Genomic DNA, 26,799 nt, shown 5'->3' with positions numbered 1-26,799 from the left:
AAATATCTCTTTATTCTACAAATAAAGGCTAATTTTAAAAAATAGGAAATAAAAAAGGCCACTAATTAGTGGCCTTCTATTTTTTGAATTATCCTTCCATCCAGTCAGGACCAAGAAGTTCCTGCAGCTTTTGGTCGTATTCTTCAGCTTTCTCAGTGTTTTTCAACCTAGTATGAATTTGGAAAAGAATTTCCAAAACCTCTGTGTTCTCTGGTTGTAATTCTGAAGCCTTAGTAAAATAAGGTACAGAACTTTCATATAAGTCGTCTGCCTCTTTCAACATATCATCAGATTTAGCTTCCCACTCATCATCAGGAAGGTTGTTTACATCAGAGATAATACCTCTTGCTTTATCAAGATAGATTGCACCTGCGTAAAAATTACCTTCAAAGAAATCAGGATCAGCTTCTACAGATTTTTTATATTCTTCAAGTGCCCCTTCAAGATCACCAGATTGCTCTTTCAAATAACCATATCTCAAACGGATAGCCGTGTCATTTGGATCATCTTCCAATGCCTTTTCAATAGAAGCCATTGCTTCATCCATTTTATCTAATTGTAACAACAATTGGATCTCAAATTCTTGAAGCCCTTTATCTGTAGGATATTCTTCTCTTGCTTCAGATACTAGTCTATAAGCCTCTTCCTGATCATCGTCTACAGAAGTAGCAATCTGGATAAGGAAGTAATAAGCATTAAGCTTGTTGTATTCTTCATCATCAAGTAATTGAGTGAAGTATTTTTTAGCAGGCTCGTATTTTTCGATCATATTGGCAGTGTAGCCAGCATTGAAAACCATAGAAGTATCAGCAGGATCAATATCAGCAGCTATGGCAAAAAACTCATGTGCTAACTCCATATCATCCTCTTCATATCTTTCGATAGCTTTCTCAAGGGAAGCTGCCTTCAATCTCATGATGCCTTCACCTTGCAGGTTTTCAGGCATACCTGGCAATACATCCTTATAGATTTCTTTACCAATTTTGCTTGACTGATCATTTCCATCAAGTTCCATTGCTTTCTCAAAAGACTCATAAGCATTTCTACCTGTAGTAACAGTTTCTTGATTATTGTTTTCGTCCTGCTCAAACATCATGGTTTTGATTTTTCCTTTAACCATGTGGGTATTTGGATCATCACCTGTGTCTTCACTTTGAAGGGCTGCTTCGATATCAGTCAATGCCTCTTCATATTGCCCTTTTTTAAAATTTCGTTCTGCAGAACGAACCACCTTCTTTTGCGCGAAGGCTACCGTGGCAAAGGCCACTAAGATTAACGATAGAATTAATTTTCTCATTTGTCGTATGTTTATTCTATATTGTTTGGTTTTTCTGTATTGTTGTCTTCAGCGTCATTGTCGGTCTGGTCGTTAGCCTCATCAATGGTAGCGTCCACTATTTCTTCAATTCGCTCAATTTTCTCTATAGACGAAATTTCATCATTTTCGTTTAGTTTGATCAACCTAACACCTTGAGTTGCCCTTCCCATAACCCTCAAATCGGCCACTGGAGTTCGGATTGTGATGCCTGATTTGTTAATTATCATTAAATCATCCGTATCTACCACTTCTTTAATTGCAACTAGACTACCAGTTTTTTCGGTTACGTTCATGGCTTTCACACCTTTTCCTCCCCTATTGGTGATTCTATATTCATCCAAAGGTGAACGTTTTCCATAGCCTTTTTCTGAAACAACCAAAAGGGTCGCGTCTTCGCGTAAGGCACAAACCATGCCAACGACATAGTCATTTTCGTCCTTTAAAGAGATGGCTTTTACCCCTGTAGCGGTCCTACCCATCGGTCTTACTGTGGATTCATGGAAGTGAATCGCCCTACCGGATTTAGCTGCTATGATGATGTGTGCATCGCCATGGGTCATTTCCACATTGAGCAATTGATCGTCCTCGCGGATATTCAATGCAATGATTCCATTGGTTCTAGGACGGGAATATTGCTCTAGGGTTGTCTTCTTGATGATACCATTTTTGGTCACCATCACCAAGAAATTATTATTGATGTAATCCTGATCGTTGAGATCGGTCACTTGAATGATCGAGCGGATCTTGTCATCGCTTTCGATGTTCATCAAGTTCTGGATTGGACGGCCTTTGGAAGTTTTGCTGCCCTCAGGAATAGCATAGGTTTTCAACCAGAACAATTTCCCTTTATCAGTAAAGATCAAAAGGTAATTGTGGGTGGAAGCAGTAAACATGTACTCCGTAAAGTCGTCTACTTTGGTAGAAACGCCTTTGGACCCAACGCCACCTCTACTTTGAGTTCTATATTCGGTAAGAGGAGTCCTTTTAACATAACCATGATGAGATACAGTGATTATCACCTCTTCATTTGGAATCATATCCTCATATGAGAAATCTTCCGCGTTATGCTCAATTTCCGTACGTCTAGGATCGGCATAACGGTCTTTCATTTCCTGAAGCTCATCCTTGATAATCTGCATTCTCTTACCTTCATCGGCCAAAATTTCTTTTAGCTCTTCAATAAGTTTCATGATTTCATCATACTCATTCTGGATTTTCTCACGCTCCATGCCCGTAAGCCTCTGAAGCCTCATGTCCAGTATGGCTCTCGCCTGAATTTCGCTAAGCTCAAATCTTTCCATCAAGCTAGTTCTAGCTGTTTCAGGATCCTTTGAACTTCTGATTAGAGAAATCACCTCATCCAAATGATCCAAGGCTATCAAGTAACCTTGAAGGATGTGGGCTCTCTTTTCAGCTTCCCTAAGTTCGTACTCAGTCCTTCTGACCACTACCTCATGACGGTGGTTTACATAATGGACGATAAGATCTTTGAGGTTTAATGTATGTGGGCGGCCTTTTACTAAGGCTACATTATTGACACTGAATGATGTCTGAAGACCTGTGTGCTTATAAAGGTTATTAAGAATGACATTTGAAATTGCATCCTTCTTCAACTCATAAACGATACGCATACCCTGACGGTCTGATTCGTCACGGATGGCGGAAATTCCTTCTAGTTTCTTCTCATTTATTAATTGAGCCGTTTTCTCGATCATATTGGCCTTGTTGACCAGATATGGGATCTCGTGGATCACGATCATTTCCTTACCGTTGTCCTTGGTTTCCACGGTAGCTTTACCTCGCATGACTACGCGGCCTCTTCCAGTTTCAAAGGCGGATTTTACCCCATTGTAACCGTAGATGATACCCCCAGTTGGAAAATCTGGGGCGATAATAAATTCCATCAGCTCCGCAATGGTAATATCACGGTTGTCGATATAGGCAGTAATACCATCCACGACCTCACCCAGGTTGTGGGGAGCCATGTTGGTAGCCATACCTACCGCAATACCACTGGCACCGTTAAGCAAAAGGTTAGGAATCTTAGCAGGTAAAACTACAGGCTCCTTTAAGGAATCATCGAAGTTCAATTGAAAATCAACTGTTTCCTTATTGATATCCACCAATAACTCCTCAGCGATCCTTTTCAATCTTGCCTCAGTGTAACGCATGGCTGCAGGGGAATCCCCATCTACGGAACCAAAGTTACCCTGTGGATCGACCAAAGGGTATCTCAAGGACCAATGCTGGGCCATCCTAACCATGGTCTCATACACGGCTGAATCACCATGAGGGTGATATTTACCGAGTACTTCACCGACTATTCTTGCTGATTTTTTATAAGGTTTGTTATGGGAAACACCCAATTCCTGCATTCCGTAAAGAATTCTTCTGTGAACAGGTTTTAGGCCATCCCTAACATCAGGCAATGCTCTAGAGACGATAACTGACATCGAATAATCGATGTACGCTCCGCGCATTTCCTCTTCTATATTAATTGGTATAATGTTCTCGTTTTGTCCTTGAGCCATAAGTAAATTTCTCAATATTAGTTTGCAAGATAATAAAAAGAATAAGGTTTTAAAACTGTAAATAAGCGTGATTTAACCAAAAATAAGGATTTCATTCTACCACTGGCCTATCTTTCGGTTTTGCATGTTGAATATAGAACTACCGCGATATTCTACGCCGTCATGTATGTGCTTCATTTTCACCCCACAGCCACTGACCTTACACCTTTTTGTGCCCGGCAACCGCAATGAGATTCCAGCATTTAAGGTGAAAAGCTGTTGGGAGAAAATTTGACTTTCTTCGAGTGTTGGATGTTGTAATTCCATTCTTCTAACTTCAAAGTTCGGCTTGGCATACACTTTCACGTAATCAGAAAGGTCTCGTTCTATTCTTACACCGACACCATAAAATGGATCAACGGACACCAAGTTGGGGTCAAAAGATTCCCGTATCATGATCTGTCCGGCCTCCCCTTCCAAAATGAACCTCCAAGGGTAATGCTGCCTCAATCTAAGTTTCCGTTCAGCTTGCATATAGGTGTTGCTTCCTGAATACTTTCTATAGCGCCAATTAAGAAACGAAGCCCTTTTTCTAGCATCGTATATGATAATTCCCACAGAACCATACAGCTTATCAAATACATAAGCGTGCGTGGCATAGTTAAATGCATAATCCCCAAATGTGGGAGCATTCATTCTTCCCCATTCTCGGGCGACCCCTCCTCCAATGGTTGCTATGCCGAAAAGGTCGATTTTGACAGCTGCATTGACAGGAAGGGCAATGTTTGATCCTCTGAAGCTTACTTCCTCCCCCATTCCTATACCTGGGGCGCTTTCTTCACCTAAATAGGAAATAGGATAAGCCAAGTAATCGGTTGAAATAAAATCTAATTTATGAAAATGGTATCCATAGCCGCCAGCTACATCCAAACTGATGCTACTAAGCACATTCCGAGCTGCATTTCCAAAACCAGTATGGCTCTTTGGTTTCCGTGCTTTGGTGTCAATCCCAAAATAGTCCTCCTGAGCCTCTGCCGTAATGGCCAAAAAGGAAAATAGGACAATTAATAATCCAGGTAGCTTTGTTGTAACTTTCATCATTATCGGTCAAACTGAATTTCTAAATTACGGCTAATCGCTCAATAATGGAAATAAAAAAGCCTTCTGTGTGACAGAAGGCTTTTTTATAAGTTTATTTTACTGATTTGTATTACTCAGCATCAGTTGCATCTGACTCCTCACCTGCTCTGGCTTCTCTCTCCTCTTTTTTCTCAGCAATTTTAGTGTCTACCTTTTCTTTCATCTCAGGATCTTCCTTCATAGCTTTGTTGATCTTGTTATAGGTTGCCGCCCCTAATTGATCTTTGTCCATGATGATGTTCGTTTTCAACTCTCTCACTTCTTTGGCTAGTTCCTCCATGAAGTCAAGGATTTCTTGGTAAGCCTCTTTTTCCTCATCAGTTACATTTGCAGCTTCCATTTTCTCCTCATCACCCCAAGCAGCTTTGATCTCATTGTATCTTCCTGCACCTTCGATAGTCTCGTTGTTTTTGATCATGTCAACAAGCTCTTCGTTCTTACTTTCATAGAAGGCCATTACAGAATCTTCCATGGCGGCAAATTTCTCAAGCTCTTCCTCAGTAATCTCATCGGAATTGGCTTCAGTCTGCGCATAGGCATTAACATTCATCAGGCCGGCAAGTAAAATAGCTAATACAAATAATCGCTTCATCGTATTTATTTAGTTTAGGTTAATTTTCGTAATTCAAGGTTTCAATTAAATTGATTCCGGTTAAGATAACAAGAAATATTTCAAAAAATGCGCCATTTCGTTAGTTAAAGCTTCTTAAATCAAAATAAACACATTTTTTATTGTACTTATCTAATATTCTTCAATTGGGCAATAGTTGCTTTTGGATCACTGGCGCTGAAAACAAAACTTCCTGCTACCAATACATCTGCACCTGCTTCAAATAACTTAGGTGCATTCTCCTGGTTTACTCCCCCATCTATCTCAATTAGAGTAGATGACCCTGCCTTTTTGATCATTTCTTTGAGCTTTCGAACCTTCTTATAGGTGTTTTCAATAAACTTTTGCCCTCCGAAACCAGGATTAACAGACATTAAACAAACAAGGTCAATATCTTGGATAACATCTTCCAGCAGGTCAACCGATGTATGAGGGTTAACTGCTACCCCGGCCTTGCAACCAAGATCCTTTATTGCTTGAAGGGTTCTATGCAAATGGTTGCAGGCCTCTACGTGTACTGAAATTATTTCCGCACCGGCATTTTTGAAAGCTTCCAAATATTGATCTGGATTGACTATCATCAAATGGACATCTAAAGGCTTTTTAGCATGTTTTTTAATTGCCTCAGTTACTGGGATACCAAATGAAATATTGGGGACAAACACCCCGTCCATGATATCAACGTGGATGTAGTCTGCTTGGGAATCGTTTAGCATTTCAACCTCGCTTTGGAGATTGGCAAAGTCAGACGCCAGAACTGATGGCGCAATTAATACACTCATTACTTGGGGGTTATATGTAATTGATTAAACTATTTTTTTACAAACTTAATTCGTTGCGGGCGATTTGATTCCCTAACTTGGATGATATACATACCTGCCCGCAGATCTCCAACTGAAACCGAATAGGGCTGGTCGTAAGAGTTTCGGTTGAGGCTAGCAGTGGAAAGTAGTTTACCGTTTATATCATAAAGGCTAAACTCACATTCATTTAAGCGACCGTAATTGATATATAGCTCATTCCCGTCTGATGGGTTTGGGAAAATATTCAATTTTGCCTCTTCAATCTCTCTTTCCACTTCTGTTACTATCCCAAAATAAGCCCTGGTAAAGTTAGGTATGCCATAACCCAAATCATTGTCTGGCTCTTCAGCCTGGCTAGAGGTGGTAAGAATGAGATCTAAAAGTTCGTTTTTGGTCAATTCTGGTTTCGCTTCCCACAAACCAGCTGCCAATGCTGCCACTTGAGGAGCAGAGAAAGATGTTCCACTCGCTGTTCCGATGGCAGAATTATTTCTCCAAAGGGTAACACTGCTTCCAAGTGCGGAGACCTCTGGTTTTATCCGACCATCTGAGGTTGGTCCTATACTGCTAAAATTTGATTTCTGCAGGCTATTGGTCACTGAGCCCACAGAGAGTATTCCATACGCATCAGCAGGAGCTGTTATGCTTTTCCAAGAACCGTTTCCTTCATTTCCAGCACTTGACACAACCATTATTCCCTTTTCAGCAGCAATATTCGCCCCTCGGGTGATCACCGCAGTTTTGCCATCTAGTTCCTCTTTCGTATAATTCATTGAGGACTCATTAAATATATTATAACCTAAAGAGCTGTTGATAATATCCACGCCCAGGCTATCGGCAAATTCTGCTGCTCTGACCCAGTTATATTCTTCAATTCTATATTCTGAACTGATGTCCTCAGTAATGCAAAGAATGTAATTGGCATTATAGGCGCCTGCCACCAATGAATTTGGGTCAAATGCTGCTATTAGTGACAAAGAACCCGTTCCATGTGTGTCAGTACGGTAAACCTCATCAGATCCTGGAATAACAAAATCTTGAGTGGCAATGATCCGGTCATTATCGAAAAGATGCTTCAAAGCATCAATCCTATCCGCATTTTGGAATCCCCCATCAAAAACAGCAATGGTGACACCTTCTCCGGTAAAGCCTTCCTCGTGCATTTCCGGTATGCCCAGTAATTCATTCTGGAATATGTAGGCTTTATCATTTTTTGATTTTAACCTAATCTTAATTGGGATTTTAAAAGCTTCTTTTCTAGCGGATTGGCCATAATCATAAAATCCCCGTCCTACCAGTTCGACATTTTCGACAAAAGGCAATGTTTTTATCTCTTCTATTTGTGCTTCAGAGGCCACCACAATAGATGAATTCAACCATTTGGTATGGTACTGAATTTTGTCCACTAGGGGTTCAATAATTTCAATGTACTTTTCCGAAACAGGAAGGTCTAAACTATCTAAACTAACCTGCTCCCTAACTCTTCTTTTCAAAGTCTCCTCTGTTACAAAATCTAGTGGAGAATCAAGTTGGAAAGAAGTTTGAGGCTTGTACTTGTACTGTATGGCAAACCTATCCTGAGCCATCAAGGTAAGACTCAGTAGGCAAAAAGTAATCCCAAGAAAGGCTATTTTACTATTGATCATATGAAAGCAACTTTATATGCGTTAAACGGCCCGATTCTATCCTTTGTTCCCCAAGGCAATCATTTCGTGAACAGTAGCTAAATCTCTCATGGAAACTTTCCACCATTCCAATGTTTTTGGCAAACACCTCAAAGCGAATGTCCCGTGAAGTAATTTTGTCATCGAAATCCTCATGTAAAACCTTTAACACCTCTGAAAAGTTAAGCTGTCCCACCCTATAATTTTTCTCTTTCAAAATTTCGAAGATTTCCTCTTGAGAAGTACTATAAAGGTTTCCGTCCCACCGTCGATTCTCATTAGGCGGAAATATTAATGGAACGATAAATTCATTTTCCATTCTTCTCAAAAGTTTACCTTGATCTACGTGCAGGGTATATTGACTATCAATTTCCCAAATTCTTCTATCTGTGGATTTTTTCCTGACAATTACAAAGATATCCAACTTGTTTTCGGATTTGTAGCTTTGTGCTACGGAGTCTCTTAGAAAAAAACTATCCGATTCACAGTCATTTTCACCAAAACAAATGGTCTCTGCCAACTCATAAGTCCATCTAAATCCTTGCTGAAGTGGCTGATAATCATACCCATGGTCCAAAGGCATGTCCTCGGATTTCTGACAGGAGAAAAATACAAAGAAGAGAAAGACTAAATAGAGAGCTTTCATGAATTGGGATAGATTCCAGTTTGTTCCAAAAATACATCTTTCTTTTGAAAGTGGTCAGGCAAAAGGAAGAAAATAAATTCTGTGTATCTTTGAATTTTACAGGAAAAACGAACAACTAATGGCTTTAAAAACCTTTGTTAAAATCAGCAGCGTAAACAATCTAAGTGATGCACGCTATTGTGCTGGCATGTATGTCAATGTGATGGGCTTTGCTTTGGAAGAAAACGACTCAAATTATATATCACCACAAAAATTCAAGGAATTGTCCGACTGGGTTTCAGGTGTCGAGTTTGTGGCAGAATTCAAACATTCCCATCCGGAAAATATTCTTTCGACTCTGCAAAACTATGAAGGCTTCTCCTTTATCCAGATTGAAGAGGAGGCGCATCTACAAATGCTCTTAAATACTAATTATGGGTTGATTTGGAAGGTCGAGCTTGAAAGTGTGGATCGTTTGGATGAAATCCTAATCCTTGCTGAATCTCTCAAAGACGGTGGAATTGTCGTATTACTTGAGGGAGATATTGAAATGGATGAGGTGGCGAAAGAAAAAATCAATGAGCTGAGCGCCAAATGTGATGTTTTGGTTGGTTTTGATATAAATGCTGAAAATGTGAAAGGCATTGTGGAGAACACACAGATCAAAGGAATAGCTTTAAAGGGAGGTCATGAAATCAAACCTGGTATTAAGGACTTTGATGAATTGGCTGACATTTTGGAAGCGCTGGAAATAGAGGAATAATTTATATTTCTTCATTAAAAAGCTCTCGCTAGAATATGGCGAGAGCTTTTTAATTTTTACTTGAAAGAAAATCTCAAATATTTGATCTTTTCACCCATGTCGCTGAAGATTTTCTCATACCTGGTTTTTATGCCAAAATGCTCTTTTTGATATGGAGATTGGTAAAAATCAAAGGTATGTTCCAGTTTTTCTATATCCACTCTTGAGTTTAATAGATCCAAGGTATATTCAAACAAGCCTGTATTGTCTGTTTTCAGATGAACGATTCCCCCCTCATCAAGCATAGATTTGTACATTTCCAAAAATCTTGGTGATGTCAGGCGCTTCTTTTCATCACCGTCTCTTGGTCTTGGATCCGGAAACGTTATCCAAAGCTCGTGGATTTCATTTTGGTCAAAAAACTTATCTAATTGTTCTATCTGCGTTCTCAAAAAGGCGACATTTTCCATTTTTTCAGCAATGGCTGTCTTGCTGCCTTTCCATATTCTTGAACCTTTTATGTCTACCCCGATAAAGTTCTGCTCGGAATTTTCTCTGGCCAATCCAACGGTGAATTCTCCCCTACCACAGGCGAGTTCCACGACGATAGGATTTTGGTTTTCAAAATGTTCTGCTTTCCAGTTTCCCTTTATGGTTTCAAATGAAGGTTTCCCTTCCTGAACGACGTTATAATTTTCCTCGTTTTCCTTAAACCTGACGAGTTTGTTTCTACCCATTTTTTATAAATTCTCGATTTCTGCGACCACAAAGGTACTTCCTCCGACAAAAATAAAATCATTTTTCCCCGCCTTTTTCAAAACTTCCTCAATTGCTTGATTCACATCAGGAACAATTGAACCGGTCAACCCTGCTTGAAAAGCAGCTGAATGAAGATCTGAAGCCTGCATTGCTCGAGGAATGTTTGCTTGGCAAAAGATATACTCAGCTTTTTTAGGCATCATTGCAAGTACCTTACTCACATCCTTGTCATTGACCATGCCTAAAATCATGAATAGTTTCTCATGCCTGGTCTCTTCTATCTGTTTTAAAACATATTTGAACCCTTCAAAATTATGCCCAGTATCACAATACATTAAAGGCTGATTATTAATCTTTTGCCATCTACCTTTTAAACCAGTATATGATACAACATTTCGTAGTCCATCAGCTATGTGCTTTGTCTCAATTTTTAAACCTTTCTCTTTCAATACATCAATTGCCTTCAGTATTCCCGCAAGATTCTTCTCTTGGTATTTTCCGGTAAGGTCTAAAAATATTGGTTTTCCATTCGCCTGAAATATTGCTCTCCCCTCCTCATCAATATCATAAAATTGGACTTGGTAAAACTCTTCTGCGAAATAAATTGGGGAATCATTCTCATCCGCTTTTTGGATGAAAACTTTTAGCGTGGCGGGCTGAAGTTCTGAAATAACAACTGGAACTCCAGGCTTGATAATTCCAGCTTTTTCGGCGGCTATTTTGGGTAATGTATCGCCCAGAAACTGGGTGTGGTCTAGCCCTATATTGGTAATGATGCTTAATTCAGGTTTGATCACATTGGTACTATCCAATCTGCCGCCTAGCCCAACTTCCACTATCGCATAATCTACATTTTTCTGAGCAAAGAAATCAAAGGCCATCCCAACCGTCATTTCAAAAAAGCTTGGTTGAAGGTCCTCCAAGAACTCTTTGTTTTTTTCTACAAATTCCACTACAGCCTCTTCCGAGATTTCGTTTCCATTGATTTTTATCCTTTCGGTAAATGATTTCAAATGGGGGGAAGTGTAAAGGCCGACTGTATAGCCGGCCTCCTGTAATATCGCCGCAAGTGAATGGGAAGTACTACCCTTCCCATTGGTTCCGGCGACATGAATGGATTTGAATTTATGCTGTGGATCTCCCAAATGTTTGCATAAGGCAATCGTATTGGTAAGATCTGTCTTATAAGCCGCCGCACCGATTCTCTGGTACATGGGTAAAGCATTGAACAGATAGTCCAATGTTTCTGGATAAGTCATGCAGTTGTTGATTAATCTACTTGGATGACAAACGTGATTTTTCCGGTGGAATACTCGGCTGAAGGGTTTCCGCTTTGCCTCTTAAAGGTCAATTGATTAACAACAGTTCTGTAGTAAGCCAACACATCATTGGAAACATTGTATTCCAATGGGATCGCCTGTACAATCTTCCCGCTGTCATCAATAGTGATCCTAAATACGATTCTTCCGTTTCGAGAAGAAACCTGGTCTTTAATGTTTGGTTTTGATGCAAAATCCCATCCAGCAAGTTCCAGGTTATAACCTGCACCACTGCCAGCACTTCCAGCTCCAGATTGCATCAGCGCTCTTCCATCAACGGAACCAGTGGGGTTGCCCTCATCGCCACGTTGATTTGATGTGCCTTGATTACTGCCAGCTGATTGTTGTGGGCTACTTCCTGTAGAACCGCCAGCTCCAAAAATGGCTCTTTGGTCAATTTTCGGAGTCTCTTCAGCCTGCTTTACTGTCTTTTCGTCCTCAGCTTTTTGAGGCTGGGTGACAGGTTGGTCAGATTTGGCTTTCGCTGTACTTTCCTTGGTTGCCTCAGTTGCGGTTTCGCCGCCTTTTAGAGGACTAGCAACTTTAGACTGGGTTTCAAAGGTAGTTTGCGATTGACTAGGAGCCGGTTTTGCAGTTTTGGTTTCAGGTTGAGGAGCAGGCGTTGCTGGTTCGCTCGGCTGCTGAGTTACCTCGCCCGGGGCCGGAGATTCAGGTCTCACCACTTCACTTTCTGAAGGGGGTGCGGTGGTTTGAGTGGTCCCGCTACCTAAATCAGTAAAGCCGAGGCTCAATTCAAGTCCAAATTGAGGGATAGGTGGCACAGGCGGTTTCCAAACCACTATGAAATAGATGGCCACCAATATTAGGACGTTGACAATAATGGTAATTATCCACGCCTTTTTATTGCTGTCAGCTTCATCTTTACTTAATTCCCAGTAAGCCATTGTAAATAATTATTTATATGGTTTAGTGGCGATGGACACATTTGCCTCCAAAGTGGCCGCTATGCCCCCGATTTCAACAAGGTATTCAACAGGAACCTCCTTATCAATATGCAACACCACTGTTCCTTTGTGTTCCTTCAACAACGCAGTTAACTCATTTTTAATTTCATCACGATTAACTGTTCTGTCATTGACTGAAAATTTCAAGTCCTTGGTTACAGTGACTGTCACTTCCTGCATCACGATATCCGAGGTCTCACTGCTGGGCAGGTTGACCGGCAAACCGGATGGCGTGATAAAGGAAGAGGTCAACATAAAAAAGATCAGCAACAGAAATATGATGTCCGTCATGGAGGACATGGAAAATGCCGCTTCGATCTTGTTTTTGGATTGCAATGCCATATATTATTTCTCCTGTAAAAGGTCAATAAACTCTACTGTGGTGTATTCCATACTGTGGATCAGCTTGGAGACTTGTCCCACTAAGTAGTTGTATCCCAAGTATGCAACGATACCAACCACCAAACCAGTAGCAGTGGTGATCATGGCCTCATAGATACCCGTAGAAAGAAGCTTTGGAGATACCATACCCTCCTCTTGAGCCACACCGATAAATGCACGGATCATACCGGCTACAGTACCAAGGAATCCGATCATAGGTGCCGCACCAGATACGGTTGCCAAAAGGCCCAGATTTTTTTCCAACTTGTAGATTTCAATCTTGCCCACGTTTTCAATGGCCACTTCAATGTTTTTCAAAGGACTCCCGATACGGTCAAGACCTTTTGCGATCATGTTTGCTACAGGAGTATTTTCGCCATGGCATACCATTTTGGCACGTTGGATGTCACCACCCTGCACCATCATTTTTACCTGGTCTACAAGGCCTTTTGGAGTTTTGGCTGCCTTGCGAATCGTGATGACCCTTTCAACGAAGATGAAAATAGCTAGAATAAACAACAAATAGAGGGGAATCATCATATAGCCACCTTTGATCATCAGATCTAGTAGGCCAATGTTTGAACTCGCGGAATCTAAGTTGGTTAAGGTGTCGGCAACTACTTGGTTGTCGGTTGAGATTGTTTGTAATAAGATCATGTTAATATTTCAATACCCATAAATTTTCTTGATAATCTGCTTGAACTCTATTGAGTTCTTCTAATGCCGAGGCGACGTTTTCAAACTCCCCGACGGCTAACCTGTAATAAGCTATCTGTCCATATGGATAAATCAAATAAGTATTTTTCTCATTTTCATTTAAGCGCTCAGAGTAATCCAGCGCCATGTCTTCATCAATAAAGCTGCCAACTACTAAGAAATAACGTGGAGCATCCACTCTTGATTTTATTTGGGTCAAGGTAAATGTTTCAGGCTCCTCTTCTACTACAGGTTCTTCTTCTATTACAGGTGGCGGAGTTGGGGCAGGTTGCTCAGCTACTTGGGGCTCTGGCTCCTGTTCCTCAGTTTGCACATACCAAAATAGTACTGCTGCAAAGCCTAGGAACAAAAGAATCAATGCTGCCCACACCCATCCTTTTTTGCGGCTCTTCTCTTCCTTCTTAGATTCCTCTTTTTTGGAAGTAGAAGCAAAAGTTGAGGTTTTGTCTTTGTTTTCAGCTTTATCCTCAACTTTTGGAGCTGCGGCAACTGGAGTACTTTGCTTCTCCTGCTTTTCAGGTTCAGGCTTTTTAGATTCCTCGGCTGACGGTTCATTTTGCTCCGGTTTGCTTACCGGGGCAACAGGCGGTTCTGAAGGTTTTTCCTCCTTGCTGTCTGAAGATTGCAAAGGTGTAATCTTCACCTTAGGAAGTCCAAAATCCTTGTCTGCATCGTCATTTGACGGAGTATTTTGGTTATCTTTTTCAGCCATTTTTAAAAATTATATGGTGACAATTAATCTACTAAGCTAAGACAAAAGCTTTAATTAGCCAATATTGCCTACAATATTTATAAATGGCCTGGATTAGACTAAAACTTGAAAGTAATCCCCCCAATTCCCTGAATCCCTCGCACTCTGTAATTCCAGAATCGCTGATAATTTTGATTCAACAAATTGTTTCCCATTGCAAAAGCCGAGAATTGTTTGGTAAAGGCATAATCAACTCTTGCACTTAAGTCGAAAATTGGACCTAGCTTATCCTGCCGTCCCGATTCCAAATTAATAACTCTGATTCCACCCATTGCCATTGCAGATGCATTGATAAGCAATTTTTCGTTAGGAGTGATGTTGTTGTTAACTTTCAATTCCCACTCTGGCCGGTGCCAGGCTCCTGTCAAGTCACTTAGGTTATATTGGTAATAATCCGCCGTAGCTTCCAATTGATACCAATCCTCATAATGCCAACCCATCCCAGCATTGATATTTAGCACATCGGATTGATCATCGTACATGAGCTCAAATCTAGTACTGTCGTTGCTGTTGTTTCCGTAGAAATGCATATTGCTAAACCTGCCATATTTGGCTCCGAGAGTGTAAGTAACTTCGTCGTAAATGTCTCCATTGATGCCCGCACTTATCTGAAAGTTTTGAATGGTATTTAACAGACCCTGGCTGGGACCCAAAAATGGATTTTCCATCACAAAATCATAATAGGTGTTTCTGATAACATCTCCTTCCAATCCTGCGAAAATTCCAATTTCTTCGGTAAACTTATAGCTTGCATATACGGTCGGGAAAATATGGAAGTCAGAATTCTTATTAGATACCACATCATTTTCTACTACAAAGTTGGCCCCAGCTTTGATTTTTAACCCATCCCTGATGTACGTAACCTTCGGAGTCACTCGAAGGAAATTTCTGTTGATATTATCATAAAATTGGTCCTGAGGAGTTGTAAAGAAAGCATCTGTATTAACATAAGCTCTTAAATTCTCATTGGCTCTGAAACTCATATATGCCTTAAGCCCAAGTTCAGCCTCTCTGGCCAGGTAAGAATCCCTGAAGATCCTTGATGAAAATGCCGCATCATAGTTAAATGATTGCTGCTGATTGATGTTGCGGATTCCTACATCACCATAGGCCGTATGCATAACCTGTGCAATATCCTCAGCATTGACTTCCAATCCTGGCGTATATCCGTAGAAATGATATTTGTCTCTATTATAGCCTACATGGCCATAAACCTCAGCTGTTTCCAAATAATAACTACCGTCCAACCTTACCGTGGTGTGGTCCTCAGCAGAGTTTTCCCCATCTACAGGTCCTTGATAAAAACCTTGGTGCTTGATAAAAGCTCCAAAATTCATGTAATCACTTTCCTTGCTGTTCAAATGGATTTCGGCAAGTGGAGACATGTAATTACCAAAACCCAGCTTCGTATAGCTGTTGAAAAGCTCTGGCTTGTGGCTTTCAAATCTTTTTTGATAGGCTTGAATATTGGTCTCTACAGGCGGAAGTGTCAAAAAGAAGTTATGCACATCATACCTTAGATTTCCTATACCCTGGGCTGAAGGCAAATTTGGGGTTCGCTGAAAATTGCGCGGCATGGTAGGCAAGGTCAAAACCCTGTCTTTGCGAATTACAAACTCTTGGTCCTTTACCTCCCCTCTCGTGTCCTGCCCAATTGCCGTTTGTGCTATCAAACCCAAACATAAAGTAAAGAATATTAATGGCTTATTCATTGTTTTCAAAATATAACTTCAAGGATAGGTTTAAAGGTTTTCCAATTTCTTCTTGGCCTCTTCTTTTACTTTTTCATTGTTGGACCGCTCGACGATGGACTCCAAAGTAGCTTTCGCCTGGAAGGTCTCCCCTAGTTCGATATAGTTTTCGGCAAGAAGCAGGAAGCTTCTTCCATACCAATAATCGTAAGCACCATAAGGTCCGGACAGGTCGAAAATTGTTTCATTAGATTTATTGAAACGACCACTATCATGATGGCTTTTGGCCAGAAGGAAAAGCGCTTCGGCCCCCTGTTCACTTGGTGAAGCCTTCACTAAATTGGATAGCACCTCTTCAGCCTGTGAATCTTTTTTCTGCTTTTTATAAGCTTTCGCCTTAAGCAGCATCGCCTGGCTTTCGGCATCTGCAGTTACGTTCCCGAGAGCGATTACCTGGTCAGAAAAATAGATGGCAGAGTCATATTTATCCAATTGATAATAAGACTGCATCAGCCTACGGTTGGCCTCAAATTCCTCAATTTTATTTCTGGCATTTTTGGAAGATGTTCTCAAAAACGGTATGGCTTTTTTATAATTTTCTGCCTCGTATTCTATTTCTCCAATTTTGGTTGTTGCCCGCATTGCTTGGGCGGATTCCGGACCTTTTTGAAGATTATAGAAGTATTCCAAGGCTTTGTTTTTATCCCCCATTCGGTAATAAGCATCACCGATAAAGTAATTGGCTTCATGCTGCTGCCCACTTTGGGGATAATTTCTCAAATACCCCTCGAATGCGCCAATTGCTTCTTTGTAAGATTGATTGAAGAAAAGATTTTTAGCGGACTCAAACTCAACGCCTTGAAGACTTTCATTTCCGGGGTTTGCATTTCTATAGGTAGCCAAGTAATTAGAAAACTCTCCTGACCTGCCTTGCAATGATAAGGCTTCCTGTAGACCAACCAAAGCTGCATTGGCATTGGAAGAATGCGGGAAGTTGTCCAAGATCCTTTTGTAATCGCTTATGGTTTGGTCGTACCTTTTCAGGGAATAATTGGCTACAGCCCTACTCTCAAGTGCAAATGGCACAAACGGGCTGTTTGGTCTCGAGTTAATTAAGCGGGTGAAACCATCCACAGCCTCACTGTATCTGGTTTCTTCCATGTTAATCTGAGCCTTTTGGAAAATGGCATCCTCAAGGTAACGGCTATTTGGATAATTATCCGTCACTTGCCCCAATGATCGAATGGCATCCGTGTTTCTGTTCTGAAAATTCAAAACGACACCATTCCTGAAGTAAGCATAATCGCTGTTTCGATTACCTTCATTGATGGCCCTGTTAAAAGTGGCTTCTGCCTGTCCAAATTTCTTCTGAACATATTGAGCGTCTCCCAAGCGCATCATCGCATCCTCATAGTTTTCCCGCTCCACATTAGGGTTTACTTTATCGGTAAACTGCTTGAATTGTTCTTCAGCTCTGCTGTAATTTTCATTATTGAAATAAGCATAACCCAATCCGTAATGTGTACTCACTAGGATTGGCTCTTTTCCCCTAACATTGGAATTGATAACAGCCTCATACGCCCTGATTGCGGCAGGTAATTCTTCCAAACCTGAATAAGCCTCCCCTTTCCAAAAATTGGATTGATTGACCAAGTCTCTGTCCAAGGGGTAAGTCTGGCTTTTATCAAAATAGCTTATGGCCTGCTTAAACTTGGAATCGTTGAAATAGGTGATTCCCTGATAAAACGCCACTTTTTGATAGGCACCCTTGATTCGGTCCGATTTACGTGGCAGTCGTTCAATATGCTCAATGGCTTTTAGGTAATTGTTGGTGTTTACCAATGCATCACTTAGCATCTCTCCCACTTCCTGCACATGGGTACCGGATGGATAACTTTCCAGATAGCTATCAAGGGCCAAAATAGCATCTTGAAACACTCCTCTTTCAAGACTCACTTTAGCATAATTGTACAAGGCTTCTTCGGTGATTCGGCTATCATGGTTGCTTTTGTAAGCCGCGCTGAAGCTATTAACGGCAAATTGCGGATTGTTGAGCTTTAAATAAGAATGACCTAAATAATAGCTGCTTACTTGACCTAGCTTGTCATTTTCTAAGGCTACTTCCTTAAAATAGCTTGTTGCCTGTTCGTGATTTTTGGTTTCAAATTGAGCTACACCCGCCTTGTATTTTTGATCTCGGGACATTGGTCTTCTTTTAGCTGCAACAAAAGCGTCGTAAAATCTAGCTGCATTTGGGAAGTCTCTGCGCTCAAAATAAGCCTCAGCCATTAATAGATAAATTTCCTCCTTTCGGTCCAAATTATTTCTGCTGTTAATAATGGGTTCCGCGTATTGGATTAGCTCGTTATAGTAGCCTTGACGGTAATACATGGCCGAAAGCATGTATGGAACCTTATCAGAATAGGTCCTGCTTTTATCCGCTTCTTTAAAATCAGAAATCGCCTTGTCAAAATTACCCTGTTCCATGGCTATATAGCCAGAGTAGTAATATGCATCCGGAACTAGATTAGTTCTGGACCTTTTAACTCTTTCAAAATAAGTCTGGGCATTACGGTAATCCTTCAGCTGGAAAAATGAATACCCCAACTTAAATGGAACCTGCTCACCATCCTCATCCCTCAAAGCAATTTCATTGACCTTTTGGAAACTAGCTATTGCAGCCCTGTAGTCTCTTTTTTCAAAATGGAAATTTCCCAATACCCAAAGTGCCTCATTTGCTTTAGGATGGTCAGGGTTTGTTTCCGTAAACTCCATCAGCCTACTTGGGCCGTCTGGGTTATCAATCTTAAGGGCCGACACAGCATGAAAATACTCTGATGCCGCTTCTCTGTTTTCGGAAAGAATTCGGTTTCTCAGATGGTCAAAGCTGAATTTTGCGGCAGTGAGATGCTCTTTGTGAAAAAGCTCATAGGCATCGTCAAACTGTTTGAGTGTGCTGGTCTGGTATAAAGTGGACTGCGCGTTGGTTTGCAAATAAAGGCCACACGCAATGAGTAATAAGGAAGACTTCTTCATTCTTGGGTCAAAACGGAAAATAATAAGCTTAATGGGTGAGTTTAAACACCAACTCCTTGAGAATCTGTGCATCGTCCAGTCCGGCGGAATCTACACCTTTGGACCTTAAATCGGCCTCTTTCAAATAGGCCATATTATCAATAACCTTGCCTAAGGCGTAGTTTTTAGCCGCTAGGGTATATTCTTTCACGAAATACGGATTTACCTTCAACATGGATGCTAACGCTGAATCTGGCTTATCCTTGTTACCGTGCACCAATAAAATTCTTGTGAAATGTAAGTACAGCAAAGCAATGATCGGAATCAAGGGATTATTTTTGGTATTTTGGGCAAAATACGAAATAATCTTGTTTGCTTTTATCACATCTCTGTAGCTCAAAGCCTTGGTTAGTTCAAAATTGTTGTACTCCTTATTGATGCCAATAAATTGCTGGATATGCTGGCTATTGATCTCAACCGGCTCCGAAAAGTTGATAAGCATTTTATCCACTTCATTGGTCAACACTTCTAGGTTGTTGCCTATAGATTCTGCCAAAATCTGGGCGGCCTTCACATCGATAGTGAAGCCTTTGGTTTTGAAATAATCATTTACCCATGGGGCCAGTTTATATTCCGGCACCTTATCCGACTTAACCAAAATGGCTTTTTTATCCAACTCTTTTGCTAATGGTTTTCTGCCATCAAGGGTTTTATATTTATGGGAAAAAACCAAAATGGTGCTTGGAAGTGGATTTTGAAGGTAAGACAGCAATAAACTGTCCCCAGCTTCCTTCCCAAGGTCGGAAATTGTCTGAGCCTCTTTGACGATTACCAATTGTCTCTCAGCCATCATCGGGAATCGCTTGGCGTTGGTAATCACGGTGCTCATGCTGGCATCCTTGCCATACATCATGACCTGATTGAATCCCTTTTCATGTTCAGGGATAGCATTTTTTTCAATAAAGTTGACAATCTGATCTATAAAATAGGGCTCCTCTCCTTGCAAAAAGTAAACAGGTGCATACTTACCTGCCTTTAAGTTCTTGAGGACTTCTTCTGGTTTTGCGGGCATAAGTCGGAATTTGACTCAAATATATAAATTATTAGCCTTTTTAAAAGGGATATTGAACGGCTATAACTGCCGATTAAACTTAATTCCTGTTAAATTTGTATTCTTATCAAACCAAACCAATAATTGTGAAAAAACTAGAAATAGCAGTAGGACTATATAAAATAGGGAAGTTTGAGGAAGCACTTGTTCATTTCAATGAATTGGTGAGCGAGGATCCTAAAAATACTGAATACATGCTGTTTAGAGGCCGCATTTTATCCCGTTTAGGAGAATTAGATAGAGCTCTGAATGATTTTGAAACGATCACCGGGATGGAACCCCACAACACAGATTTTATAAGCGACAAGGCTGTGGTCCTGCACCTCATGAAACGTAATGAGGAGGCTTTGGCAGCTTTCAATAAAGCGTTGAACTTGGATCCGCAAAATCCATACAGATACTCAAGCCGAGCCTACTTCAAGGATAGAATCGGAGATCTGCAGGGTTCTATCGATGATTATGAAAAAGCCATACAAATGGATCCAGAGGATGCTGTTTCCTACAATAATAAAGGCTTGGTAGAAGAAAAGCTCGGTTATCAACAGAGGGCCAAGAAAAGTTTCAACAGAGCAGATGAGCTGGTTGGCTACAAACCGAAAGAAACCGAAATACCACAAAAAAACCCTGAGGACCTTCCAACCATTGGTGGCAAAGAAGATTCTCAGGAGGCAAAGATCAATCTCAAGAATTACCTTTCTACCGTTAAGGATGTATTCACTGATGCTAATACCCGAAAGGAGTTTTTCGATTTCTTATTTAGGAAAAAGAATTAAACTGATTTGATAACCCACAAGGGCTTATTGATAAAATAGGACATTTTCTTAGACAAGTTTTCAGTAAAGAGTTGGTCAAACCAGCTCTTTTTTTTGCTTAAAGTGACCAGTACATCGCCTTTCGCTGTGATTAGATAATTTTCCAATCCAAGTCCAGGCTCATCACGATAGCTTTTCAATACATAATTGACTTTCTCGTAGCGAATGAATGGCTCTAATTCTGCCATCATGGTCTGGTGAAGCGCCTTGTCAATTTGTTTCTTTTTGGTGCCCACGTGAACAATGTCGATCTCGCTGTCATAAAAGCTAGCCAGCTCCACCACTTTTTGGATGGCCAGCTTATCTTCTTCCATGTAGTCGGTGGCATAAACAAACTTGCGAGGGCGCTTGAAAAATACTTTTCGCGGAACCACGAAAACATCATGATCGGATTTGGCCACCACTTTAGAAGTCCGTGTGCCTATGTAATTGGCCTTAAAATCATTAATGCCTTCAGTGCCCATGATGATCATATCAACTTTTTGTTCGTCAGCAAACTCCAGAATGGTAGAGCTGGTTTTGCCTTCACGTATGTGACTGGTAACTGAAACCAATCCATTCGGAATGCTTTCCTTTTCCACTTCAGCCACTAGGCTTTCAATCTTTTTCTCTGCGAAATTGAGAAGGTCATATACCTTGGGGTCTTTCGAAAGCAGTTTTTGATAATCATCCGTATTCGGCACATGGAAGAGAATCAGTTCAGCTTTATATTTTTCGCCTAATTTTGCCGCATACTCAATTGCATTAAGTGAGCATTCAGAAAAATCGGTCGGACATAAAATTTTAAAAGTAGTCATAAATGCTCGTTCAGTTTAATAGCCTCTTTCCTTATTAACTACGTTAGTTAATGGTTCACCTTTCAGCCAACGTCTGCAATTTTCGGCGATCTTTGGCGCGGCCGCCTGTGGGTTGGTCACACTAGCAATATGAGGCGTCATGGTGATTTTTTCATTTTCCCAGAAAGGATGGTCTTTTGGAAGCGGCTCCTTGCTATAGACATCCAGCAAAGCACCGGAAATCTGTCCTTTATTTAAGGCCTCAATCAAATCCTCTTCTACCAAATGTTTGCCTCGCGCCACATTAACTAAGTATGTTCCCTTTTTACATTTTTGAAAAAACTCTATATCCAAAAACCCTTCCGTCTCCTCTGTCAAGGGTAACAGGCAGGCAACTACATTCACACTCTCTAAAAAGGGTTGCAACCCCTCCTTTCCATGTAAATATGGGTAAGGAAAATCTTCTTTTGGACTGTTGCCATAGCCAAACACCTCAAATCCCAAATATGACAACTTGTCCAGGACATCTCCGCCCAAGGCGCCTACGCCCATTACACCAATCTTCACTTCCGTCTCGGGATTTTTCATGTCCCATCTCTTTTTCTTTTGGTTAGTTCGAAAATGATCTAACCTGCGATGAAAATTAAGCACCCCCATGATTACATAATTGGTCATGGAGAAAGTCAGCTTCTCATCCTTGATCCTAGTTACCGGCACGTCTTTGGGTAAATGTGGGTCATTTAATATATGGTCCACTCCCGCCCCCATGGAGCTGATAAATTTCAGATTTGGAAATTTTTTCAATATTCCTTTTGGATGTTGCCAAAGCATCACCATATCTATACTCTCTGGGGAGTCTATTTCAGGATAAACCTGAATATTGACCCCATCGGCTTCCCTTTCTATTGTTTCTTTCCAAGCCGCGACATCTCTGCCCGGCGCTATAATAGCTACATTCATTTTTTGCTGATAAACTGGTTATCTTTAATATAATATCTCCAAGGTAAGGCGGCATCTTCCTCGGCGTAATCCACTCCAATTCTTGTGGTTTCTACAATTTCAAACTCAGGTTCCGATTCTAATTTGCCTATCCAAATTGGAGACTCTGTATTATAAAGAAGTGTATCATTGTAATGTTTATGAATCCCCATCGCTTTGGCCAACTTACCGGGACCATTGCAAAGCATTTTAATTTTCTGCATTCCCCTTCTAACTTTCATGACTTCGACACCCTCTAAGGGTTCAAGTGCCCTAATAAGCACCGCATTGGCCTGATTATGCAAGTGGGTCACAATATTAAAAAGATGATGGATTCCATAACAAAGGTATACATAACTACGGCCTCCCTCTTTGAACATTACTTCAGTTCTTTTCGTATTTCGATTGAGATATGCGTGACATGCTTTATCTTTATTACCGTCATAAGCTTCGGTTTCCACAATTCTTCCTGCGGTAATGGCGTCTCCAATTTGAGAAACCATTACTTTGCCAAGCAGCATTTTGGAAATATGGGTAACCTCATTTTCCAAAAAGAATGTTTTAGGCAAGACAGTTAGACTTTCGACCATAGAAAAACTAGCTTAATTTAAGAATAAATTGAATTATAAGCAATAATTTTACCACAATATAAGTCATATTATTAATTAATAATAAAATTTTATGAAGAGAAATTCTATCCTGTTTGTTATCCTGTTGACTATGATAGGATTCACATCTGTAAACGCACAACAAATCCAAATGCCACAAGCCAGCCCGGCAGCAACTTTAAGTCAAAAAGTTGGCCTAACTGATGTTAAAATTGAATACAGCCGCCCTAGCATGAAGGGTAGAAGGATTTTTGGGGAGCTTGTTCCTTTTGGACAAGTTTGGCGGACTGGCGCCAATGCTGCAACGATTATCACTTTTTCAACAGATGTAAAAGTGGAAGGTAAGGATGTGAAAAAAGGCAGCTATGCCATTTACTCTATTCCTCAAAAAGACGACTGGATTATCATACTTTCTGAAAATACGAAACTTTGGGGCTCAATAGGTTATGACGAAGTTGATGATGTTGCAAGATTCAGGGTTAAGCCTTCTCGAACTGCCAATAATTATGAAACCCTAGAGTTTAACTTTGTGGATATGTCAGACACCGGGGCTTCTTTAGCTATGAAGTGGGAAAGAACTTCTTTTAAATTTAGAATCGAGACTGAGGTCGATCCCATTGTGATGAAGCAGATACAGGAAATGGTAATAGATCAAGACCCAGAAAATCCCGGATTATATTACCAAGCTGCCAATTACTATTATACCAATAAGAAGAATATGAACCAGGCGTTAGAATGGATCAACAAGTCAGTAGATGACGATCCTAAATACTGGACGCTTCACCTTAAAGCGAAAATCGAAAACGAATTGGGTATGAAAAAAGAGGCCAGAGAAACGGCTCAGCGCTCAATGGCCATGGCAAGGGAAGCTAAAAACCTGGATTATGTGGGATTGAATGAGAGATTGATCAAATCGATCAGGTAAACTTACTTCTTACTAGATGGATTTATAGTAAAAAGTAAACGGTAAGAAGTGGGGCACTGCAGAGAACGCCCCCTTTTTCTGACCTTTTACCACTTACTTATTAAAGAGGGAGCTCCGAGGCTCCCTCTTTTATTTTACCACCATGATGGGATAATCCTTGTCATTGGAAATGAGTTTTTCGGCCACACTGCCGATTAGCAATTCGCTGTCTCCGGTTCTCCCCTTTTGGCCGATTATAATCAGGTCGGAGTCAATCTCCTCTATATATTTGTAAAGTTGTATGCTGATCTTTTCTTCTTGATTCCCCAGAATGGCCATGTCCTTCAAAAAGGGATATTTAGACTGATATTTCTTGAAATTCGCTCTGGCTTCCTTTTCCAATGTGGACTTGATTTCATCGGTGTTTTGGATAAATGGGAAATATTGGATACCCACTTTCAATGCATGAACTGGATAAATTTCACCTTTGGCCTGGCTGGCGATACTCTGAGCCATTTGGATTACTTTATCCGAATAGGTGGAAAAGTCCACTGGGACAACAATCCTGTCAAACTTAGGCTTTACAGTTTCCGGGAGGAACAAAGTGGTGCAGTTGTTCAGCCGGATTATTTTCCTGCTGAAAATCCCCGAACCATTGTGGCTGGCTTTCAGGCCCAGGATGGCAAGGTCAAACTTTTCCTTTTCAAACCATTCAATGAGGGCCTCAAGGTCGTTTTCCGGCTGGATGTACACTTTGATGTTTTCATTTTTCCTACCAAAGAACTCCACCGCAGATTCTCTTACCTCTTCCTCTATCAAGGCCGTGAGAGGTTTGCCCAAAGAAGGCAATAAATCCAGGATTTCTTTGGAAACCCCTTCCATCTGGATAAAGTGGATCAGGTACAGCTCCTGAAAGTCAAAAAAATCATCCAGACTTTTGATATAGTCCAGCATTAGCGAATCCATCTCTGAGAGATCCACAAAGAGGGCAATTTTCTTCAGCTTATTCATTCTTTTTCTTTTTTGCAAGGTTCTTTAATATGACATCTGAAAGCCGCTTCTCATAATTTTTCCTGTCATGTTCTTTCCCGATCACGACGGTTCTTGCGTATTCAATTTTCAGTCCCTTGTAAAGGGAATATACCATGAAGAGCAACACAAACAGAAATGGCAGACCAGTGGAAATGGCAGCAGTCTGTAATGCCACCAGCCCACCGCCGAAGATCAGCACTGCAGCAACCGCTCCTTGGGAAAGGGCCCAGAAGATCCTTTGGCCCACCGGGGCATCCGTTTTTCCGCCAGCCGTAATAGTGTCAATTACCAGTGACCCTGAATCGGAAGAGGTAACGAAGAAACTGGTGACCAAAAGGATACCTATTAAGCTGCCCAAGGTGGAAAAGGGAAATTCGTTCAAGAAAACAAACAAGGCAGTGGATTCATCTGCCACTATAGTTTCTGCAAGTTGGTGCCCTTCCTGCTGCATATCCAGGTAAATGGCCGATCCTCCAAGAGTAGTAAGCCAAAAGAAGGTTAAAATCGTAGGTACCAAAAGTACCCCGAAAATGAATTCCCTGATGGTTCTACCTTTGGAAACCCGGGCGATGAACATGCCTACGAAAGGTGACCATGAAATCCACCAGGCCCAGTAAAACAATGTCCAGTCTCCTTGCCAGCCCTCCTCTTGGTAAGCCTCAGCCCATGTGGAGACCGAAATGATGTTGTCAATATAGTTTCCGAAGTTTTGGATAAAAGACTTAAAAATGAACAATGTAGGGCCAACAATCAGCACAAACAACAGAAGAATGCCGGCAATCCTGACGTTCCATTCACTGAGAAACTTCACCCCTTTTTCAATCCCGGAAAAGACAGAAATTGTGGCAACCAAGGTAATTCCAATTAAAAGCATGATCTGTACACCAGCAGTGTTTGGCAATCCGAACAGGAAGAACAGCCCACCGCTAATCTGTTTGACGCCAAGCCCTAATGAAGTAGCCAGTCCAAACAGAGTGGCCAAAACGGCAAACACATCTATGGTGTCTCCCATCCAGCCGTAAATCTTATCTCCCAATACAGGGTGGAAAACAGAGCGGATGGTCAGAGGAAGTTTTTTGTTGTAACTAAAGAAAGCCAAAGACAAAGCGACCACGGCATATATTGCCCAAGCGTGGAAACCCCAATGAAGAAATGACAGATTCATGGCCCGAGTGGCAGAAGGTATGGAAAAGCTTTCCCCGGAAGGTGGATTTGCATAATGGGAAACCGGCTCAGCCACCCCCCAAAACAATAAACCTATCCCCATTCCTGCACTGAACAACATGGAAAACCAGGCCAGAGTTGAGAATTCAGTTTCGGCCTGTTTACCTCCCAATTTGATTTTTCCATACTTGCTGAACCCTATGTAAAAGCAGAAAATAATAAAGACATTCACTCCTATGATAAATGCCCAGCCTGTTTTTTCTGTAATGAAGGCTTTGATACCCTGAAAAACATCCTCCATGGGTTGGCCCACTACTAAAGTAATGGTGATGAAAATCACTATCAGTACAGTGGCCGGCCAAAAAACAGGTTTATGTATATCGAAGTATTTCTTCTTGATCATG

General features: G+C 41.0%; 24 protein-coding genes. 3 read left to right on the top strand and 21 right to left on the bottom strand.

The genetic code is table 11. The features are described from left to right. Window positions 1-88 precede the first annotated feature (88 nt). From FPL27_RS10285 to FPL27_RS10255, 7 genes are all read right to left on the bottom strand, one after another. Window positions 89-1,297 (bottom strand): tetratricopeptide repeat protein, encoded by a 1,209-nt coding sequence (locus FPL27_RS10285; RefSeq protein WP_143961011.1) that lies wholly within the window; start codon window positions 1,295-1,297, stop codon window positions 89-91. Window positions 1,298-1,308: 11 nt separating this feature from the next. Next, a complete protein-coding gene (gyrA, locus tag FPL27_RS10280; RefSeq protein WP_143962137.1) occupies window positions 1,309-3,849 on the bottom strand; it encodes a DNA gyrase subunit A in 2,541 nt (846 codons plus the stop codon). Between the two features lie 96 nt (window positions 3,850-3,945). Then, a complete protein-coding gene (locus FPL27_RS10275) occupies window positions 3,946-4,929 on the bottom strand; it encodes a hypothetical protein (RefSeq protein WP_235893414.1) in 984 nt (327 codons plus the stop codon). A 109-nt stretch (window positions 4,930-5,038) separates the two neighbouring features. Beyond that, the gene (locus tag FPL27_RS10270) at window positions 5,039-5,560 is read right to left on the bottom strand and encodes a hypothetical protein (RefSeq protein ID WP_143961010.1); all 522 of its coding nucleotides are present in this window, start codon (window positions 5,558-5,560) and stop codon (window positions 5,039-5,041) included. Window positions 5,561-5,706: 146 nt separating this feature from the next. Next, entirely contained in the window at window positions 5,707-6,360 is a 654-nt protein-coding gene (gene rpe, locus FPL27_RS10265) for a ribulose-phosphate 3-epimerase (RefSeq protein ID WP_143961009.1), read from the bottom strand. Window positions 6,361-6,389: 29 nt separating this feature from the next. Continuing rightward, window positions 6,390-8,027, bottom strand: coding sequence for a S8 family serine peptidase (locus FPL27_RS10260; protein WP_143961008.1), 1,638 nt, complete (start codon window positions 8,025-8,027; stop codon window positions 6,390-6,392). Beyond that, window positions 8,017-8,691, bottom strand: a complete 675-nt coding sequence (locus tag FPL27_RS10255) for a hypothetical protein (protein WP_143961007.1) — start codon at window positions 8,689-8,691, stop codon at window positions 8,017-8,019. Before FPL27_RS10255 ends, FPL27_RS10260 begins: the two co-directional genes overlap by 11 nt. 118 nt (window positions 8,692-8,809) lie before the next feature. Here FPL27_RS10255 and FPL27_RS10250 point away from each other — a divergent pair, with 118 nt between their 5' ends. After that, complete coding sequence (locus FPL27_RS10250; protein WP_143961006.1) at window positions 8,810-9,433, top strand: beta/alpha barrel domain-containing protein; 624 nt, start codon at window positions 8,810-8,812, stop codon at window positions 9,431-9,433. Between the two features lie 56 nt (window positions 9,434-9,489). Here the strand turns inward: FPL27_RS10250 and trmB are convergent, their stop codons facing one another. The 9 genes from trmB to holA all read right to left on the bottom strand — a co-directional run bounded on the left by trmB (window position 9,490) and on the right by holA (window position 20,082). Further along, the gene (gene trmB / locus FPL27_RS10245; protein WP_143961005.1) at window positions 9,490-10,149 is read right to left on the bottom strand and encodes a tRNA (guanosine(46)-N7)-methyltransferase TrmB; all 660 of its coding nucleotides are present in this window, start codon (window positions 10,147-10,149) and stop codon (window positions 9,490-9,492) included. A gap of 3 nt (window positions 10,150-10,152) precedes the next feature. Continuing rightward, window positions 10,153-11,430, bottom strand: coding sequence for a bifunctional folylpolyglutamate synthase/dihydrofolate synthase (locus tag FPL27_RS10240; RefSeq protein WP_143961004.1), 1,278 nt, complete (start codon window positions 11,428-11,430; stop codon window positions 10,153-10,155). An 11-nt stretch (window positions 11,431-11,441) separates the two neighbouring features. Then, window positions 11,442-12,395 (bottom strand): energy transducer TonB, encoded by a 954-nt coding sequence (locus tag FPL27_RS10235; RefSeq protein WP_143961003.1) that lies wholly within the window; start codon window positions 12,393-12,395, stop codon window positions 11,442-11,444. 9 nt (window positions 12,396-12,404) lie between these two features. Further along, on the bottom strand, window positions 12,405-12,797 hold the full coding sequence (locus FPL27_RS10230) for an ExbD/TolR family protein (protein ID WP_143961002.1): 393 nt from the start codon (window positions 12,795-12,797) through the stop codon (window positions 12,405-12,407). 3 nt (window positions 12,798-12,800) lie between these two features. Next, window positions 12,801-13,493 carry a MotA/TolQ/ExbB proton channel family protein gene (locus FPL27_RS10225; RefSeq protein ID WP_143961001.1) on the bottom strand — a complete coding sequence of 231 codons (693 nt, stop codon included), beginning with the start codon at window positions 13,491-13,493 and terminating at the stop codon, window positions 12,801-12,803. A gap of 1 nt (window position 13,494) precedes the next feature. Continuing rightward, complete coding sequence (locus FPL27_RS10220; RefSeq protein ID WP_143961000.1) at window positions 13,495-14,265, bottom strand: SPOR domain-containing protein; 771 nt, start codon at window positions 14,263-14,265, stop codon at window positions 13,495-13,497. A gap of 98 nt (window positions 14,266-14,363) precedes the next feature. Continuing rightward, entirely contained in the window at window positions 14,364-16,016 is a 1,653-nt protein-coding gene (locus FPL27_RS10215) for a TonB-dependent receptor (protein WP_143960999.1), read from the bottom strand. A 30-nt stretch (window positions 16,017-16,046) separates the two neighbouring features. Further along, a complete protein-coding gene (locus FPL27_RS10210) occupies window positions 16,047-19,031 on the bottom strand; it encodes a tetratricopeptide repeat protein (RefSeq protein WP_143960998.1) in 2,985 nt (994 codons plus the stop codon). 28 nt (window positions 19,032-19,059) lie between these two features. Next, window positions 19,060-20,082: a DNA polymerase III subunit delta gene (holA, locus tag FPL27_RS10205; protein WP_143960997.1), complete on the bottom strand. Its 1,023-nt coding sequence runs from the start codon at window positions 20,080-20,082 to the stop codon at window positions 19,060-19,062. 125 nt (window positions 20,083-20,207) lie between these two features. On the opposite strand from holA, the gene FPL27_RS10200 reads away from it, so the two are divergent. Beyond that, a complete protein-coding gene (locus tag FPL27_RS10200; RefSeq protein WP_143960996.1) occupies window positions 20,208-20,894 on the top strand; it encodes a tetratricopeptide repeat protein in 687 nt (228 codons plus the stop codon). Here FPL27_RS10200 and FPL27_RS10195 read toward each other — a convergent pair. Genes FPL27_RS10195 through FPL27_RS10185 form a run of 3 tightly spaced genes read right to left on the bottom strand, consistent with a single transcriptional unit; the run spans window position 20,891 to window position 23,277 of the window. After that, entirely contained in the window at window positions 20,891-21,730 is an 840-nt protein-coding gene (locus tag FPL27_RS10195; RefSeq protein ID WP_143960995.1) for a universal stress protein, read from the bottom strand. The two genes, FPL27_RS10200 and FPL27_RS10195, sit on opposite strands and share 4 nt — an antisense overlap. A 15-nt stretch (window positions 21,731-21,745) precedes the next feature. Further along, the gene (locus FPL27_RS10190) at window positions 21,746-22,669 is read right to left on the bottom strand and encodes a 2-hydroxyacid dehydrogenase (RefSeq protein ID WP_143960994.1); all 924 of its coding nucleotides are present in this window, start codon (window positions 22,667-22,669) and stop codon (window positions 21,746-21,748) included. Beyond that, window positions 22,666-23,277: a DNA-3-methyladenine glycosylase gene (locus tag FPL27_RS10185; RefSeq protein WP_143960993.1), complete on the bottom strand. Its 612-nt coding sequence runs from the start codon at window positions 23,275-23,277 to the stop codon at window positions 22,666-22,668. The genes FPL27_RS10190 and FPL27_RS10185 overlap by 4 nt, the downstream gene beginning before the upstream one ends. A gap of 91 nt (window positions 23,278-23,368) precedes the next feature. On the opposite strand from FPL27_RS10185, the gene FPL27_RS10180 reads away from it, so the two are divergent. Next, window positions 23,369-24,220 carry a DUF2911 domain-containing protein gene (locus FPL27_RS10180; RefSeq protein ID WP_143960992.1) on the top strand — a complete coding sequence of 284 codons (852 nt, stop codon included), beginning with the start codon at window positions 23,369-23,371 and terminating at the stop codon, window positions 24,218-24,220. A 129-nt stretch (window positions 24,221-24,349) separates the two neighbouring features. Here FPL27_RS10180 and FPL27_RS10175 read toward each other — a convergent pair whose 3' ends face one another. Continuing rightward, complete coding sequence (locus FPL27_RS10175; protein WP_143960991.1) at window positions 24,350-25,210, bottom strand: universal stress protein; 861 nt, start codon at window positions 25,208-25,210, stop codon at window positions 24,350-24,352. After that, window positions 25,203-26,798 (bottom strand): BCCT family transporter, encoded by a 1,596-nt coding sequence (locus FPL27_RS10170; RefSeq protein ID WP_235893413.1) that lies wholly within the window; start codon window positions 26,796-26,798, stop codon window positions 25,203-25,205. The genes FPL27_RS10175 and FPL27_RS10170 overlap by 8 nt, the downstream gene beginning before the upstream one ends. Window position 26,799: the final 1 nt, after the last annotated feature.

This window comes from Litoribacter populi (genome assembly GCF_007483685.1).
In the GTDB taxonomy this organism is placed as follows: Bacteria; Bacteroidota; Bacteroidia; order Cytophagales; family Cyclobacteriaceae; genus Litoribacter; species Litoribacter populi.
This window is presented reverse-complemented; position numbering and strand designations above follow the sequence as displayed.